The 15,481-nt window shown below is 70.7% G+C and carries 13 protein-coding genes and 1 pseudogene; 6 read left to right on the top strand and 8 right to left on the bottom strand.

The window, feature by feature from the left end; translation table 11 throughout:
• Window positions 1-52: 52 nt before the first annotated feature.
• Entirely contained in the window at window positions 53-685 is a 633-nt protein-coding gene (locus ACFYQQ_RS29025; RefSeq protein WP_355783067.1) for a DUF2461 family protein, read from the top strand.
• Window positions 686-704: 19 nt separating this feature from the next.
• Here the strand turns inward: ACFYQQ_RS29025 and ACFYQQ_RS29020 are convergent.
• The 3 genes and pseudogenes from ACFYQQ_RS29020 to ACFYQQ_RS29010 all read right to left on the bottom strand — a co-directional run.
• Window positions 705-809: pseudogene (locus ACFYQQ_RS29020) on the bottom strand (IS5/IS1182 family transposase); the annotation flags it as partial.
• Between the two features lie 2 nt (window positions 810-811).
• Window positions 812-1,588 carry a hypothetical protein gene (locus ACFYQQ_RS29015; RefSeq protein WP_355783069.1) on the bottom strand — a complete coding sequence of 259 codons (777 nt, stop codon included), beginning with the start codon at window positions 1,586-1,588 and terminating at the stop codon, window positions 812-814.
• A 229-nt stretch (window positions 1,589-1,817) separates the two neighbouring features.
• Window positions 1,818-2,258 carry an ALF repeat-containing protein gene (locus ACFYQQ_RS29010; protein WP_355783072.1) on the bottom strand — a complete coding sequence of 147 codons (441 nt, stop codon included), beginning with the start codon at window positions 2,256-2,258 and terminating at the stop codon, window positions 1,818-1,820.
• A gap of 252 nt (window positions 2,259-2,510) precedes the next feature.
• Here ACFYQQ_RS29010 and ACFYQQ_RS29005 point away from each other — a divergent pair, with 252 nt between their 5' ends.
• A complete protein-coding gene (locus ACFYQQ_RS29005) occupies window positions 2,511-3,275 on the top strand; it encodes a hypothetical protein (protein ID WP_355783075.1) in 765 nt (254 codons plus the stop codon).
• A 229-nt stretch (window positions 3,276-3,504) separates the two neighbouring features.
• Here ACFYQQ_RS29005 and ACFYQQ_RS29000 read toward each other — a convergent pair whose 3' ends face one another.
• The 3 genes from ACFYQQ_RS29000 to ACFYQQ_RS28990 form a co-directional block, all read right to left on the bottom strand.
• The gene (locus ACFYQQ_RS29000; RefSeq protein ID WP_355783077.1) at window positions 3,505-3,891 is read right to left on the bottom strand and encodes a fic family toxin-antitoxin system, toxin component; all 387 of its coding nucleotides are present in this window, start codon (window positions 3,889-3,891) and stop codon (window positions 3,505-3,507) included.
• Window positions 3,888-4,187 carry a DUF1778 domain-containing protein gene (locus ACFYQQ_RS28995; RefSeq protein WP_355783079.1) on the bottom strand — a complete coding sequence of 100 codons (300 nt, stop codon included), beginning with the start codon at window positions 4,185-4,187 and terminating at the stop codon, window positions 3,888-3,890. The genes ACFYQQ_RS29000 and ACFYQQ_RS28995 overlap by 4 nt, the downstream gene beginning before the upstream one ends.
• Before the next feature lie 117 nt (window positions 4,188-4,304).
• A complete protein-coding gene (locus tag ACFYQQ_RS28990; RefSeq protein ID WP_355783082.1) occupies window positions 4,305-4,997 on the bottom strand; it encodes a TetR/AcrR family transcriptional regulator C-terminal domain-containing protein in 693 nt (230 codons plus the stop codon).
• Between the two features lie 54 nt (window positions 4,998-5,051).
• Here ACFYQQ_RS28990 and ACFYQQ_RS28985 point away from each other — a divergent pair, with 54 nt between their 5' ends.
• Together ACFYQQ_RS28985 and ACFYQQ_RS28980 are read left to right on the top strand one after the other, a co-directional pair.
• Window positions 5,052-6,176, top strand: a complete 1,125-nt coding sequence (locus ACFYQQ_RS28985; RefSeq protein ID WP_355783085.1) for an NAD(P)/FAD-dependent oxidoreductase — start codon at window positions 5,052-5,054, stop codon at window positions 6,174-6,176.
• A gap of 212 nt (window positions 6,177-6,388) precedes the next feature.
• Window positions 6,389-7,288, top strand: coding sequence for a PIG-L family deacetylase (locus tag ACFYQQ_RS28980; protein ID WP_355783087.1), 900 nt, complete (start codon window positions 6,389-6,391; stop codon window positions 7,286-7,288).
• A 6-nt stretch (window positions 7,289-7,294) separates the two neighbouring features.
• Here the strand turns inward: ACFYQQ_RS28980 and ACFYQQ_RS28975 are convergent, their stop codons facing one another.
• Both ACFYQQ_RS28975 and ACFYQQ_RS28970 read right to left on the bottom strand, forming a co-directional pair.
• Window positions 7,295-9,757, bottom strand: coding sequence for an NB-ARC domain-containing protein (locus tag ACFYQQ_RS28975; protein ID WP_355783090.1), 2,463 nt, complete (start codon window positions 9,755-9,757; stop codon window positions 7,295-7,297).
• A gap of 337 nt (window positions 9,758-10,094) precedes the next feature.
• Window positions 10,095-10,427 carry a hypothetical protein gene (locus ACFYQQ_RS28970; protein WP_356240194.1) on the bottom strand — a complete coding sequence of 111 codons (333 nt, stop codon included), beginning with the start codon at window positions 10,425-10,427 and terminating at the stop codon, window positions 10,095-10,097.
• A 567-nt stretch (window positions 10,428-10,994) separates the two neighbouring features.
• On the opposite strand from ACFYQQ_RS28970, the gene ACFYQQ_RS28965 reads away from it, so the two are divergent.
• The gene (locus ACFYQQ_RS28965; protein WP_356240191.1) at window positions 10,995-15,164 is read left to right on the top strand and encodes a SpoIIE family protein phosphatase; all 4,170 of its coding nucleotides are present in this window, start codon (window positions 10,995-10,997) and stop codon (window positions 15,162-15,164) included.
• The gene (locus ACFYQQ_RS28960) at window positions 15,164-15,469 is read left to right on the top strand and encodes an STAS domain-containing protein (protein ID WP_355781051.1); all 306 of its coding nucleotides are present in this window, start codon (window positions 15,164-15,166) and stop codon (window positions 15,467-15,469) included. Before ACFYQQ_RS28965 ends, ACFYQQ_RS28960 begins: the two co-directional genes overlap by 1 nt.
• Window positions 15,470-15,481 lie beyond the last annotated feature (12 nt).

The raw sequence follows: 15,481 nt of genomic DNA, 5'->3' as shown, positions 1-15,481 counted from the left end.
GCCTGCCCGTCGCACTCTCCGCGTGCAGAAGGTGCTGGGCTAACCTTCCCGCATGCGCGGACAGTTCACCGGCTGGCCGGAGCAGGCCATGGACGTGTTGTGGCAGCTCCAGGGCGAACCGACCCACGCGATGCGCGAGCGCTGTCGCGCGGACCGCGAACGCCTGGTCCGGCAGCCGATGATCGCCCTGCTCAACGAGGTCGCGGACGCCGACCCCCGATACGAGGACTTCTCCGTCTGGCACTACCGCACCGACTCCTGGTGGTGGCAGCACCAGAGCGCGGTGATCCGGCTCGGCCGCAAGATCGAGATCGGTCTCCGGTTCTCCCTGGACGGCCTGCGGATCCAGGGCGCCTGGTGGTATCCCGACCCCGGCCAGGTGGACGCGTTCCGCAAAGCGGTGGCCTCGGAGGGGAGCGGCCGCGAACTGTCGGCCATCGTCGAGGACTTGCGGAAGACGGGCTATGACATCTCCGGGGACGTGATGAAACGCCCTCCACGCGGCTACCCGGCGAACCACCCCCGTGCCGACCTGCTGCGCTACCGTTCGCTGATCGCCGCCCGTCCCCTCGGCTGTGAGAAGTGGCTGCACACCCCCGAGGCGGCTGACCGGGTCCTCTCGGCGGCCGCAGACCTGGACGCCCTGCTGATGTGGCTGGTCCGCCACGTGAAGCGCGCCGCCTGACCGTCACGGGGGATGCCGCGCGGTACGGGAGGCGCTTGGACTGGTGGAGCCAGGAGAAGGTCCGCTCGACGACCCAGCGGGTGCGGCTCAGGCCGGAGCCGTGGGCTGTGCCTTTGCGAGCGATCTTCAGTTGGCCGACGTGTTCCGCGTGATCTCGGCTGCCTCGGTGATGGCGCGTTGTCTGAGATCGCCGAACAGCTGCATCGTGACGGCGGCCAGGACGTCGTTTCCGCCGATAGTCCGCCCGTCCCCGCGGCGGGTGGACAGGGCGAGGAGGGGGTCCGTGAGCAGCGGGGCCGGGGCCGGCTCGCCCGGCACCACCAGACTGACCGTCCCGAACCGCTTGACCCCGCCCTCGCGGACGACGTTGGCCGCGTCCTGGGCCAGGGCCGTCAGGAACACGCTCGCGATTCCGTCCAGGTCGCGGACCATCGCCGGGACCGCCCTCACCCCCCGGCTCCCCAGCAGCCTTCTCACCCCGCTTTCGAACCGGTGGGCGCCGGCCACACCGCTCGGTGTGCGCGCCCCGCGGCGCTCACGAAGAGACACGAGCGCACCATCGGCGTTGCGCACCTCGCCCAGCAGGCCGTGGAAGGTCGGGCTGTGCAGGTACCACGCCGATCCCACCTCCACCTCGACGTTCCGGTCGATCGCCGAGATGAGGTCCTTGGGGATCAGCCTCTTCCTGGCCTCCTCGGCCGCCGCGCTTCTCGCGCCGTCGATGATCTCCGTCAGTACGGTCCGTGTCACCGACGCGGCGGCCCACGCGGCCGGCCGTGAGACGTGCAGCGAGGTCACGTCCCTGAACACCGCTTTGACGAGCTGAGGCGTGAACGGCAGGTCGGTCACGACGCAAGCGGTCCGCGGACTGCTGCGCTCGGTACGCAGGGGGCGTGTGCTCATCGAAGAACGTGCTTTCCGTTGTCGGAGGTCTCAGTGGCCCATGCCGCACCGGGCGACGAGACCACAGAGCTCGGCGGAGGGCGCCGAGCTCTTGCACAGGACCTGCCGGGCGAGGCCGCCCGCACAACAGAGGTGCAGACGGCCCCGCCCGGAATCTCGGCGCTGCGGCGACCAGGCGTGCGGCAGTGGGTGTCACCCGGGCGACATGCTGTGGTGCGGCGAGTGCCGGTCAGGCGACCTGGTACCTGCCGACTTCCAGGAAGTGGCGCAGTGCTTCGGGTGTGCCGTCGTCGAGGGCGGCGTTGGCCGCCGCGCGCAGGGCCGGGCTGATGGACGGGTCGGCGAGGATGCGGGCGATGGCGACGCGGTCGTCCTCGGCCTGGGCGATCCGGTAGCCGGTCTCCAGCCAGGCGCGCATCGCCTCGGGGTCGTTGGCGTCCAGAAGGGCGTTGGCTTCCCGTGTCACACGCCGGCCGCTGTCGGGGTCGGCGAGGATCCGGGCTATGGCCACCCTCAGGTCGTCGGCGTCCGGCTCGTCCGCGGACGAGGACACCGTGGCCACCGCCACCGCGGTCGGTGCCGCCGGGGCGGCGAAGGACGGGGTGGCGAGCAGGAGGGCCGGGGCGAGGATGCCCGCGGCGATGCCGGGCGCTACGTGATGCAGGCGCAAGGAGAATGCTCCTCTTCGTATGCTACGGAGGTGAGTTGAGAACGCCTCAGGGCGCTCACTTCGACGATGCTGCCACCTGGGTCTGACAGTCACCGTTCCCCGCTGCGATCACATTGGCTCCTACTGTTCTTGCCGCCCTCTGATGCCCGATCGTGATCAGCGAGTGTGCAACTCAGTGTGGAGGCCGGCTGTCTGAAGAACGCGCCGGAGGACGAGTCTCCGGCGTCCATCGGTACAGAGATCGGGGATCAAGTGGGGAAGAAGCTCTGGAGAGCTGTCGTGGCCGCCGGCGCGGCCGCGATGCTCACCGGCGTGGCAGCGGCACCGGCCGGAGCGGCCGAGGGCGGGGCCTCGTTCACCCGCGTCCAGGTGAACCACGGCAAGCCGATCGTGATCGGGGTGTCGAACGAGGTAGCGGCACCGACCTCCTTCAGGATGGCGACCACCCACCAGTGGAAGTGGCCGGCGGTGTTCCTATACCGCGGCAGTACGGGCGATCGGCTGTGGCACGCCGTCGAGACGAGCGACTGCGTCAGGGTGAGCTCAGGCGTCTGCGACTTCAACGAGACGATGTTCTTCGACCCGAGCGTGTGGGACATGCACAACAGCGAGGCCGGCGCCTGGAAGGTCGCGGCCGAGGTGTACTACCAGGGCGGCGGCGGTGACACCGACGATGAGGACCTCACGGTCTACGTCAAGCGCAACTCCCGTCTGACCGTGAACGCCTCACCCGAGCCGGTGACCCAGGGCAGCACCATCACCGTGACCGGAAAGATCACACGGGCCAACTGGGAGACGAGAAAGTACGCCTCCTACGAAGGCCGCCTGGTGAGCCTGCAGTTCAAGGCGTCCGGAGCCACCTCCTACACCACGGTGAAGAAGGTGTACGCGAACGGAACAGGTGACCTCAAGACGACCGTGAAGGCGTCCAAGACGGGCACGTGGCGCTGGGCGTACTACGGCAACACCACCACCGGGCCGTCGACTTCGGCCGAAGACCACGTCGTAGTGCAGTAACTTCCTGGGCTGCCTCTTGCCTTACTGAGCAGCCAACTTCCCTCCGGGGGGCCAAGATCCGTATGCACACGGATCTTGCCCGGAGCGGGAACGACGCGAGACCGACCGCCGCCTCGTTCGAGGCGGCGGTCTTCTACGTATCGGGACGCGACCCACGAAAGCAGCCTGAAAAAGACTTGGCACCAACACCAGGATGGCCTGCGGTGACGCGTCGTACGGCATATCAGGATCAGACGACGGTCCACTCGCGCAACTGGCGTGCGATCCGGGCGACGCCGAGCGCTCCCGAGGCCGCGTCCCGTACGAGCGCAACGGCCGCTTTGGGCGGGTAGTCGAGTCCACGCCCGTTGAGGATTAGATAGGCCTCGGTCGCATGCCAGGCGAAGCGTTCGTTGGAGTGCTCCAGGCACGGCAGTTTCGCCAGGGTCTGCAGCAGCGCAGCGGCCTTGAGATGCAGGGATCCGTAGATGTCACGCTCCATCGCGCCGGCATTGACTCGTGCGACAGCGGCGTAGAGCGGTCCGTAGTCGTCAACCTGCGGATCGCCATCGAGGAGCTCGGCGGCATGCAGCAGGAAGGTGACGTCGAGTGGGTGGAGCGGTTCCGGCTGGGTCACGCGGCGTGGCCTCGCCCCTGCTGCCCGAGTTCTCGCTGCGCTTCCTGCTCTGCCGCCCGCTGCTCGGCGGTGGGATCCAGGCTGCCGGGCTCGGCCGCGAAGGCCGCGCCACTACGGGCCATGGATTCCTGGAAGCCGGCCAGGAAGCGCCGCTCCACCGCAGTCGCGCGGTCGTAGGCGGCGGAGAGAATGTACTCCTGCATGCTGACACCTGCCTGCTTGGCGGCGGCCGCGATAGCAGCCCGCTGCGCAGGGTCGGGAAAGCGCAGGCTCATCGCTGTTTTGGAATCCGGCATGGTATCCACGGTACCAGCGATACCAGGTGACGTTTCGTGGTTCCTCTCGACCGCGGGCCCGCAGGGGAAGAACGACTACCTGCACCGTGCCCACGACCCGAGGGCTCGGGCAAAGCGTCACATCGGCGGGGTGGTGAGTTTGACGGCCACCGCGTCCAGGACCCAGTCCAGGCCGGTCGCGAAGGATGTCTCGGCGTCCACGTCCGTGCCGTCGTACACGGCCTTGGCCAGCGCTGGGAAGCGGCCCGTGGCCAGCATTTTCGTCAGATGCGGGCCCAGGGCGCGCTGCCATTCGTGCTTGGACAGGCCCGTGGCGCGCTCGGCCCGCAGGTTCGCGATCTCGCGCCTGATCGCGCCGGTGTAATAGGCGCCGACGGTCTCCACGGCGCGCATGACGGTGTCGATGTCGGCGAGGCCGTCCAGGGCGGACAGCGTGGCCTCGCCCACGGCGAGGCCGTGCGGACCCAGGGCCGGGCGGCCGCCGAGCAGGTCGGCCAACCATTCATGGCGCAGGGCGGCCTGCCTGGTGCGGTGGGCGAGGATGCGCAGTGCCTCCCGCCAGTCATCGGGCCGCTCTTCGGGCAGGATCTCGGCGTAGACCTCGTCCACCATGAGGTCGAACAGCTCTTCCTTGGTGGAGATGTATCCGTACAGCCGCATCGGGCCGGCGTTCAGGCGGGCGGCGACCTTGCGCACCGACACCGCGTCGAGGCCGCCCTCGTCGGCCAGCGCGATGGCGGCGGCGACGATCCGCTCCCGGTCGAGTGGCACGGGGCGGGGCGGCGGCTCCGGACGGTCCCAGACAGTCATGGGTCCCACCGTACCGTTGCGATGCACCGTAATCGAGCAATACAGTGTATCGACATGAGACATCGAATCGCCGTGGTCGGGAGCGGGCCCGCGGGCCTTGCCTTCGCCCGTGTCCTGCACCGCCATGGCCACCCGGTCACCGTCCTGGAACGTGACCCGTCCCCGGACGCCCGCCCGCCGGGCGGCACGCTCGACCTGCACGAAGGGCTGGGGCAACTCGCCCTGGACAAGGCGGGGTTGCTGCCGCAGTTCCAGGAGCTGTCTCGTCCCGAGGGGCAGGCCATGCGCATCCTGGACACGGACGGGACCGTCCTGCGCGACTGGCGGCCGCGTCCCGGTGACCGGGCCAATCCCGAGATCGACCGCGGGCAACTCCGTGACCTGCTGCTCGGCCCCCTGGACGTCCAGTGGGGGAGGGGCGTGAAGCAGGTGGTGCCCGGAGTCCGGGACGGCGTACTGGTCCAGTTCATGGACGGGCGACAGGAGACGTTCGACCTCGTGGTCGGCGCGGACGGCGCCTGGTCCCGGGTCCGCCCGGCACTCTCACCCGTGACACCGCACTACACCGGCGTCACGTATCTCGAGACATCCCTGGACGACGTCGACACCCGCCACCCCGACCTCGCCCGGCTGATCGGCGACGGCTCCGTGGCAGCGTACGGCGTCAACCGTGGTCTCGTCGCCCAGCGCAACAGCGGCGGCCACGTCAAGGTGTACGCCCAGTTCCGTGCACCGCTGGACTGGCACACGGACCCGGACCTCGACCTGTCCGACACCGAGGCCGTGCGCTCGCGCCTGCTGGCCCTCTTCGACGGCTGGGCCGCTCCGGTCCTCGACCTGCTGCGCCACGGCACCTCTTTCGTCCACCGCCCCCTCTACGTCCTGCCCGTGGCCCACACCTGGGACCACGTCCCCGGACTGACGCTCCTGGGCGACGCCGCCCACCTGATGCCCCCACTCGGGGCGGGAGCGAACCTCGCGATGCTGGACGGCGCCGAACTCGCCGAGTCCATCGCCACCGGCCCCGAAGACGTGGACGAGGCCGTCCGCGCCTTCGAGGAACGGATGTGGGCCCGGGCCGGCAAGTGGGCAGAAATCACGACGGCCGGTCTGGAACGCCTCGTGAGCCCGGACCCCGCCCAAGCCCTTGCCCTCTTCGACCAGGTCCAGCCCGCCTGACCATCCGGCGCGCCCGAAGTCGTGGCCTGCGCCGGAGAACCGGACTGGGGACCGGCAGAAGTAGGACGGCGCGTACTTCTGCCGCAGCAACTGCCTGGGACGCCGGGCATGCCGATGGTCGACTGGCTGCAAGGGCCCTGCCGGGCACCGTGCCGTGAAGGCGCTCTGCCGGCGGGCCCGACACCGGACCCGATGCAGAGAAGAGGACGGACATGGCGATGGGCGACGGGGAGCAGCTGAGCAGGCGCCAGGTGCTGGCGGCCGGTGCGCTGACGGGCGCGGCGGTGGCGGGCAGCACACTGTGGTCGCCGGCGCGAGCCTCGGCGGCGCCGGCTCCGGCCATTTTCTACTCCCCGCACCAGGACGACGAGGCTCTGGGCCTGGCGGGTTCCATCCTGGAGCACAAGGCCGCCGGCCGGCCCGTCTACCTGGTGCTGGTGTCCAAGGGCGAGAACGACCAGCTGGCGACGAGGATGAACCAGGACCCGTGCCCGTTGACCACCGAGGACTCACGTCACCCGTGCGCCGCCGGCGGCCACCACGGCCTGTCGTGGCCGACGGACGGGACCAGCATGATCGTGCCCGCCCGTACCGCCGAGTTCATGGCCTCCGCCAAGGCACTCGGCGTGGACAAGGTCATCAACTTCAAGCTCCCGGACTCCCCGTACAGCTCCGTGGACGCCTACAACCGGTTCGTGAAGTCGGTCAAGGCGAAGGTCAAGGCGCTCGCGGAGCAGTATCCCGGAGCCTCGCACAAGTTCACCGCCGGCTGGCTGGAGGAGACCGACACCCACAAGGCGCTCGCGGACGCCGCGTACTTCCTCATCCAGGAGGGTGTGCTGAAGGACGTGCGCTTCAACTACGTCTACGCCTACGACAAGCCCAGGAGCCGGCGGGCCGACGGCGCCGCCTACGTACTGAACATCCCCCCGGCCCACATGGCGCTCAAGCGCAAGGCGATCTACTGCTACAACACCTGGGCTCCTGACCGTAACCTCTACGCGCTCGGCTACCACAGCGTGCCGGCGAAGATGGAGAGCGCCCACGAGGACCCCCGCGAGTTCGTGTTCACCCTCCCCTCGACGTACCGGCCCGGACGCATCCGTCACTAGGTACCTTCACCGGGAAGTCGCCCGATGCCCCGGCCCGTCGAGGTCGCGCAGTTCGGCAGTGGCCTCGCCGTGGCGGGGGTGGTTCAGCCGGGCGAGGGCCTCACGCGCGAGGGTCAGGACCTCCCGCGCCTCGCGGTGACGACCCAGCCGGCGCAACACACGGCCCAGGTCCAGACGCGCCGGTTCACACCACGCCGGCATCAGCGCCGCCTCGAACCGGGCCACCGCGAAACGCAGTGGGGCCTCGGCCTCCTCCCAACGGCCCAGCGTCGCCAGGTCGTTGCCGATGTGCTGCCTGCACGAGGCGAGATACAGGCCGATGAGGTCCTGGGACTCGCCCCGCGCACCCACTCCGCAGAGAACCTCGCTGCGCCGGTGCATCAGCAGAGCCTCGTCGGCGCGGCCGACCTGGCGCAACTGGCGGCCCAGCGTGTTGAGGGTGGTCAGTTCCGCCAGGCGGCTGAGGGGGTCGCTGCGGTCGCGAAGCTGCTCGGCAGCTTCGTGGAGGCGGGCGATGGACTCCTCGAAGCGGCCGAACCGGTGGAGTGCTTCGGCCGCGTAGTTCAGCGCCCATCCGGTCTGCAGCCGGTCGCCGAGCTCGCGCGCCACAGCCAGTGCCGCCTCGGCCGTGGCCAGGGCCGAGGTGTGGTCGTGCAGGCACTTGTTGTAGGACCAGGCAAGGTAGTTGAGCTGGATGGCCTCGTCCCGCCTGCTGCCCAGTGCCCGCGCGCAGTCCACGCCCCGCTGGAACACCTCGGTCCACAGCTCCCAGTGCAGGGTGCGGTCGGAGAACCAGTGCATTGCCTCGGCCACCTCGACGACCTCCCGGTGCCGGCCGGCCGCCTGAGCCCGGCCCAGGGCCGCGAGCCATTGGGCCCGCTCCGCTTCGAGCCAGGCGTGGGCCGCCTCCCGGTCGGTGGGCGCGGTGGCCGGATCGGGATCCGCACACCTGGTGCCCGCACGGTCCCCGACGTCGAAGAGCAGAGCGGCAGCGCTCGCCCGGCGCAGTATCCACCGGTCGGCGCGGTCCAAGGCGGCGGTGATCCGCGCCGGGTCGTCCTCCTCGGAGACCTGCTCGCCCGCGAACAGGGCGAGCAGATCGTGGAAGCGGTAGCGCTCGGCGCCGGGGTGCGGCTGGAGCAGCCCGGCGTCCGACAGGTCCTGCACACACCGCGCGGCCTGACGGGCGGACACGTTTGCCAGCAGCGCCACGGTCTCGGGGCTGAAGTCGGGCCGGGCGGCGAGCGAGGCACGGCGAAAGACGAAACGGGCAGGCGGGTTCAACTGCCGGTAGGACACGGCGAAGGCTGCCCGCACCTGGAGGGATCCCGCGCGCAGGGTGTCCAAACGGGCCTCCACCAAAGACAGTTGGCCTACCAGCTTGGCGATGCTCTCGCCCGGTCGGGCCGCCAGCCGCTGCCCGGCGATACGGACGGCCAACGGCAGGTGCCCGCACAGCTCCACGAGATCACGGGCTGCCTGGCCCTCCCGCCGCACCCGCTCGGGCCCGACGATACGGGTCAACAGGTCGACAGCTTCCTCGCGGCGCAGCAAGCCCAGTTCGGTGCGGTGGACCGCTTCCAGACCGGCCAGGCTGTGACGGCTGGTGACCAGGGTGAGCGAGGGGCCGTGGGCGGGCAGCAGCGGACGTACCTGTTCCTCGTCGGCGGCGTTGTCCAGCAACAGCAGCACCCTGCGCTCGTGCAGCACGGACCGCAGCAGACCGCTGCGGTCCTCGGTACCGGCCGGCACGGCGTCATCGGCCACCCCCAGTGCCCGCAGCAGCCGGGCGAGGGCGTCACGCGCGGAAGCGGGGCTGGGGTCCATGCCGCGCAGGTCCACGGCGAACTGCCCGTCAGGGAAGCAGGACGCCATCTGGTGGGCGGCGTGGACGGCGAACGCGGTCTTGCCCAGGCCCGGTTGTCCGCAGATCACCGCGACCGGCGGATGCGCCGGGTCGAGTTCGTCCGCCAGCTCCAGCAACCGGGCCAGGACCGGACCACGGGCGGTGAAGTCACGCAAATCACGGGGGAGTGCGAGGGCGTGCGGCACGACCGGCACCCCGCACGACTCCGTACGGGGCCCGCTGGCCGGCCCCGTACCCGACACGTCGCCAGGTGCAGCAGCGCTCCGCCCGTTGGCCGACGCCTTGGCCCGCCCGGTACAAGGGCGGGGGCGGCCCAGGCTCGCGGCCCGCTCCAACTCCCGTGCACCGGCGGCGTCGAGCTCCAGCGCGGCGGCCAGCGCCTCCACAGTGCGCCGCTGCGGTCCCCGGGAACGGCCACGCTCCAGATCCCTCAGCCCACGCACGCTCACCCCCGACGCGTGGGACAACTGCTCCTGACTCATCCCCGCCCGGGCACGCCACGCCGCCAGCAGCGGCCCGAACCCCCCGATGGCGGGTTCGCCGGCCTCCCCGCCCCAATCGTGCTCCCCCTGCCCGGCCGTGGCCGGCCCCACGTCACGCATTCACGCTCACCCCACGCCCCCTCAGGGGCCCGGCGCATTCGCCTCGCGCGACTGCCCGGGTCCCCGTCGCACGCCCCCGCACCAGCCTGGTCAGAGCCCGGGGACGACCTACTGGCCGCAAGTATGACGGGCCGTGACCAACCGGGGACCGGCCTGCCTGCCCTCTGACTGGTTCTGACGGCCGCCTCGTACGGGCTTCACCTTGATCTTGAGCAGCAGGTCGCGGCGCGAACAGTCCGGCGGTTCCTCGCCCAGACGCGGTCCCATCTCCCGCCGCGCACCGGCCGACTTGGCGCACTCCGGCCCCTTGAGGAGGTCTTTCACCAGACCCGACACGTCAGACGTCGGTAGTCGGCCTCAGAATGTCCAACCAGACGTCGAAGACGAAACGTGTGTCGTCGGGGCCGCCCGACAACCACCACGTGCTCACCGTGGCGACTCCGTCAACGACCTCCTCGATCGTGCACTGGATACTGGTCGGGCACGGATAGGAGGAGGACGACCACAGCTCTCCGCCGAAGTAGGCCGTCTTGCCCACCAGTTGGTGAGGACGGTCATAAACATCGGCGAACTCCACCAGAACCAGGCCTGGTTGCGGGTCGTCGGTGAGCCAGCAGACAGCGGTCGCGGGAAGTTCGCAACCATCACCCTCGCCCAGACTTGTCGCCATGTCCGCATGTTACCGATCGGGCGCCGCGCAGATTAAGGGTGCAGGGGCATGAGTTGTCCGCTGCCCGGCGGAACCACCCATGTCGTCGTCCTGGGCGCCGGGCTCGACGGCGGCCGGCCCGGCCCGCTGCTGACCAGCAGGCTGGAGCGCACCCTCGCGATCGACGCCACCCGCGCACCGGACACGCCTCGCATGTGTTCGTCGTCTCGGGCGGCCAAGGCGACGACGAGGTCCGCTCCGAGGCGGACGCGACGGCCGACTACCTGCGCGGACGCGGCGTGCCCGCGCGCGACAAGAAACGATCGTGTCGCGTATCCATGCCCTTCAGCCAGACCAGCGCCTCGGACCATCCGCCGCCCCCGGTACCGGATCATCCCGCTTGCCTGGGGGAATGTCGGCCTGGACCGGAAAAAGCCCTCGGCCTGCGAAAACGGACGGTTCGTCGGGGCGTCGGACTACGGTTACGGGGCAGACAGGCATAGGCACGCGGCCGCGAAGGACGTCCGGGTGCGTGTTCGGCACAACAGGGGCCGTGGGGCGGAGCCGGCATGAGGGGACGGGTATCGCGTGGAGCGTGGGGACAAGGCCGGTCACGGACCGGAGGCGACCACGGCCGGCGGTGACGTGTTCGCCGCCGACCGTGAGGTGGGCGCGGATCTCGCCGCGGTGGACTGGGCGGCCACGCCCCTGGGCCCACCACGGACGTGGCCGCAGAGCCTGCAGACAGCCGTCAGCATTCTGCTGTCCTCCCGGTTTCCCATGTGGATGGCCTGGGGCGAGCAGCTGACCTTCTTCTGCAACGCCGCCTACCGGCGTGACACCCTCGGCCGCAAATACCCGTGGGCGCTGGGCCGCCCCGCGAACGAGGTGTGGGCGGAGATCTGGGACGACATCGGCCCGCGCATCGAAGCCGTGCTCAGCACGGGTGAAGCCACTTGGGACGAAGGGCTGCTGCTGTTCCTGGAGCGCTCCGGCTACAGCGAGGAGACGTACCACACCTTCTCCTACAGCCCGCTGCGCGACGAGGCCCGCGACGTGGTGGGCATGCTGTGCGTGGTCAGTGAGGACACCGACCGGGTGATCGGTGAGCGGCGCATGGCCACCCTGCGGGACCTGGGTTCGGACCCCAGTGTGATCCGCACCGAGCAGGAGGTGCTGGCCTTCGTGGACCGGCAGCTCGTCCGCAACCGCAGGGACCTGCCCTTCACCCTCACCTATCTCTTCGACGGCGCCACCGCGCGGCTCGCCGGCGCGGCCGGCATCGACGCGGGCCATCCGGCCGCACCGCTCACCCTGCCCCTCGACGACCCCGCCGCGCTGTGGCCCGTCGCCGCGCTCAGCAAGGGGGAGAGCGTCCTGGTCCCGCTCGCCGGCGACGCCTTCGCGGACCTGCCCCGCGGCGACTGGCCCGAACCGCCCGCGCAGGCGCTCGTGGTCCCGCTGCTGCAGCAGGGCGCCGCCCCGTACGGCTTCTGCGTGGCGGCACTGAACCGCTACCGCGTGCTGGACGAGAGCTACCGGGGTTTCGTCGAGCTGACCGCGGGACACATCGCCTCCGGCATCGGCAGCGCACGCAGCTACGAGGCGCAGCAGCGGCGGGCCGAGGAGCTCGCCGAACTGGACCGCGCCAAGACCACCTTCTTCTCCAACATCAGCCACGAGTTCCGTACCCCGCTGACCCTGATCATGGGCCCCCTCGGCGAGCTCCGCACCCAGTTCGCCGGCGACGACCACGTACGGGAGGAACTCGACGTCATCCACCGCAACGGGCTGCGGCTGGGCAAGCTGGTCAACACACTGCTGGACTTCTCCCGCATCGAGGCGGGCCGCACACAGGCCCGCTACGAGCCGGTCGACCTGGCCGCCGTCACCGCGGAACTGGCCAGCGTGTTCCGCTCGGCCGTGGAGAAGGCCGGGCTCGCCTTCGACGTGTCCTGCCCGCCCCTGGACGAGCCGGTGTACGTCGACCGCGGCATGTGGGAGAAGGTGATCCTCAACCTGCTGAGCAACGCGCTCAAGTTCACCTTCGACGGTGCGATCCGGGTGAGCGTGCGCGGCGAGGGCGCACACGCCCTGGTCACCGTCGCCGACACCGGGATCGGCGTGCCGGAATCGGAGATGCCCCGGCTGTTCGAACGGTTCCACCGCATAGAGAACGCCCGGTCCCGTTCGAACGAGGGCAGCGGCATCGGGCTGGCCCTGGTGCAAGAACTCGTCGCCATGCACGGCGGAACGATCACGGCCGAGAGCACGGAGGGCGAAGGCACCGCCTTCACCGTCCGGCTGCCGCTCGGGACGGCTCATCTGGCACCCGAGTCCGTGGCCACGGCCACGGGCCCCGCCACGGCATCCGCCACCGCCGACCCCTACGTCCAGGAGGCCCTGCGCTGGCTGCCGGCGAGCGAGAGGGCCACCGCGGCGCAGGACACCAGGGAACAGGCCGAGGCGGACGTCACCGCGCCCGACCCGCACCCCGGTGCCCACGCCCGGGTGCTGGTGGCCGACGACAACGCCGACATGCGCGAGTACCTCACCCGCATCCTGGCCAAAGCGGGATACGAGGTCACCACCGTCACCGACGGCGCCCAGGCCCTCCACTCCATCCGCCGCGACACCCCCGACCTCGTCGTCAGCGACGTGATGATGCCCCGGCTGGACGGGCTGGAACTGGTGGCGCGACTGCGCAAGGACCCGCGTACGGCCTCGGTACCCGTACTGCTGCTGTCGGCCAGGGCCGGGCAGGAGGAATCGATCGAGGGACTGCAGGCGGGCGCCGACGACTACCTGGTGAAACCCTTCGCGGCCGCCGAGCTGCTGGCCCGTGTGCGCGCCAACCTCGAACTGGCCCGGCTGCGCAGCCATCACGTCCGCTGGCGGACCGCGCTCATCGACTCCCTCCAGGAGGCCTTCTTCGTCTGCGACGAGTCGGGAGCCGTCGTGGAGATCAACGCCGCATTCACCGACATCCTCGGCTACGGTCCCCAGGACCTGCCCTACGCACCGCTCCACCCCTGGTGGCCCGACGCCGCCACCGACCCCGACGCCCACCGTCAGGTTCGTGACGCCTTCACCAACCTGCTGGAACGTACGCAGGGCTCCTCCACCGTTCCCGTCACCCACCGCGACGGCCACCGGCTGTGGGTGGCCATCACCCACAACAGGGCCCAGGACCCCGACACCGGACGCCAGGTCACCGTCGGCACCTTCCGTGACGTCACCGCCGAGCACTACGCCGTCCAGCGCGAGAGCGCACTGGCCGCCGTGAGCACGTCCCTGTCCCGGGCCGCCAGTCTGCCCGAGGCACTGTCCGGCGCCCTCGCCGAACTGAAGACCCTGTGGCGCGCGCGGAGCGTGGTGGCCGCCGTCTTCGAACGCGGGGACGTACCGGCCCTCACGGCCACCGACACAAACCTGCGCTGGGAGGACCTGCCCGCCGAGCGCCGGGACGCACTGACCGGACTGCGCCGGCAGCCCCCGCTCACCCCGGTCGTCGAAGGCACCAGTTCCGGTGTCCTGCTGGAACACCCCCACGGCCCGCTCGCCGTATGGATCGACCTGGGCGAAGAGCGCCCCTTCACCTCCGAGGACCAGCTTCTGCTGTCCCTGCTGGCCGGCCATCTGGCGCAGGGCCTGGTCCGGGCCCACCAGATCGACCAGCAGCGAGAGACCGCCATCGCCCTGCAGCGCGCCATCCTGGGCCCCTCCACCCTCCCCGCCGGCTTCGCCGTGCGCTACGAGCCCGCGACCCGGCCGCTGGAAGTGGGAGGCGACTGGTACGACACCGTGGCCCTGCAGGACGGGCGCACGGGCATCGTCGTCGGAGACTGCGTCGGAAGAGGCCTGGAAGCAGCCAGCGTGATGGGGCAGCTGCGCAGCGCCTGCCGCGCGCTGATGCTCCAGGAAACCAGCCCCTCCAAGACCCTCATGGCGCTCGACCAGTTCGCCGCCAGCGTTCCGGGCGCCCTGTGCACGACAGTGTTCTGCGGCGTCCTGGACCCCGCGACGGGGCAGCTGACCTATTCCAGCGCCGGGCATCCGCCGGGCATCCTCGCGCACCCCGACGGCACCACCCTGCTGCTGGACGAGGGACGGTCCCTGCCCCTGGCCGTCCGCCCGGGCAGGCAGCGCCCCGAAGCCGCGTGCACCCTGCCCGCGCGGGGCACGCTGCTGCTGTACACCGACGGTCTCGTCGAACGCCGCCGACGCCCGCTCGGAACCGGGATCGCCCAGGCCGGCCAAGCCGTACAGGAGGGCCGCGACACGCCGGTCGAGGACCTCGCCACCGAGGTGATGTCGCGGCTCGCACCGGACGGCGGCTACGACGACGACGTCGCGCTGCTCCTCTACCGCCACCCGGCACCACTGGAGATGACCTTCCCGGCCGAGTCCTCCCAGCTCGCGCCCGTCCGCCAGGCGCTGCGCGGCTGGCTCGCCCAGTGCGACGTCTCCGTGCACACCGTGCAGAACGTGCTCATCGCCGCCGGGGAAGCGTGCGCCAACGCCATCGAGCACGGCCACCGGCACGCTCCGGGGGAAGCCGTGCGGCTGCGCGCCGAGGCCTTCGTCGACAACCTGCGCCTGACGGTTGCCGACAGCGGCCGGTGGAAGGTCCCGCAGCCCGACCTCAACCCCCACCGGGGCCGCGGTGTGGCCCTCATGCGGGCCCTGGCACAGCAGGTCACCCTCACCCCCGGCCCGTCCGGCACCACCGTCGACATGCAGATGAGGATCGTCTGATGACCGCCCCTCTCACCATCACCCCCGGCAGACGCTCGGACGGCACGCCCCGGCTGACCGTCAGCGGCGAGATCGACATGAGCAACGCCGGCTTTCTGGCCGAGGCGATCCAGGACAGCCAGGGGCCCCTCGTGGTGGATCTGACGGCGGTGGAGTATCTCGACAGCGCCGGGCTGAGCGTCCTGTTCGCCCACGCCGCCCGGCTGGAGCTCATCGTCACGGACCTGCTGGAGCCCGTCATCACCGTCTCCGGCCTGGACGGCCTGGCCACCGTCCACGGCCCCGACAGCGCGCCGCAGCCATGACCGGTGCGCCAC

It is taken from the genome of Streptomyces sp. NPDC005496 (genome assembly GCF_042872045.1).
Classification (GTDB): Bacteria; Actinomycetota; Actinomycetes; order Streptomycetales; family Streptomycetaceae; genus Streptomyces.
The sequence above is the reverse complement of the archived record's forward strand: the minus strand, read 5'-3'. Positions and strand labels throughout refer to the sequence as shown.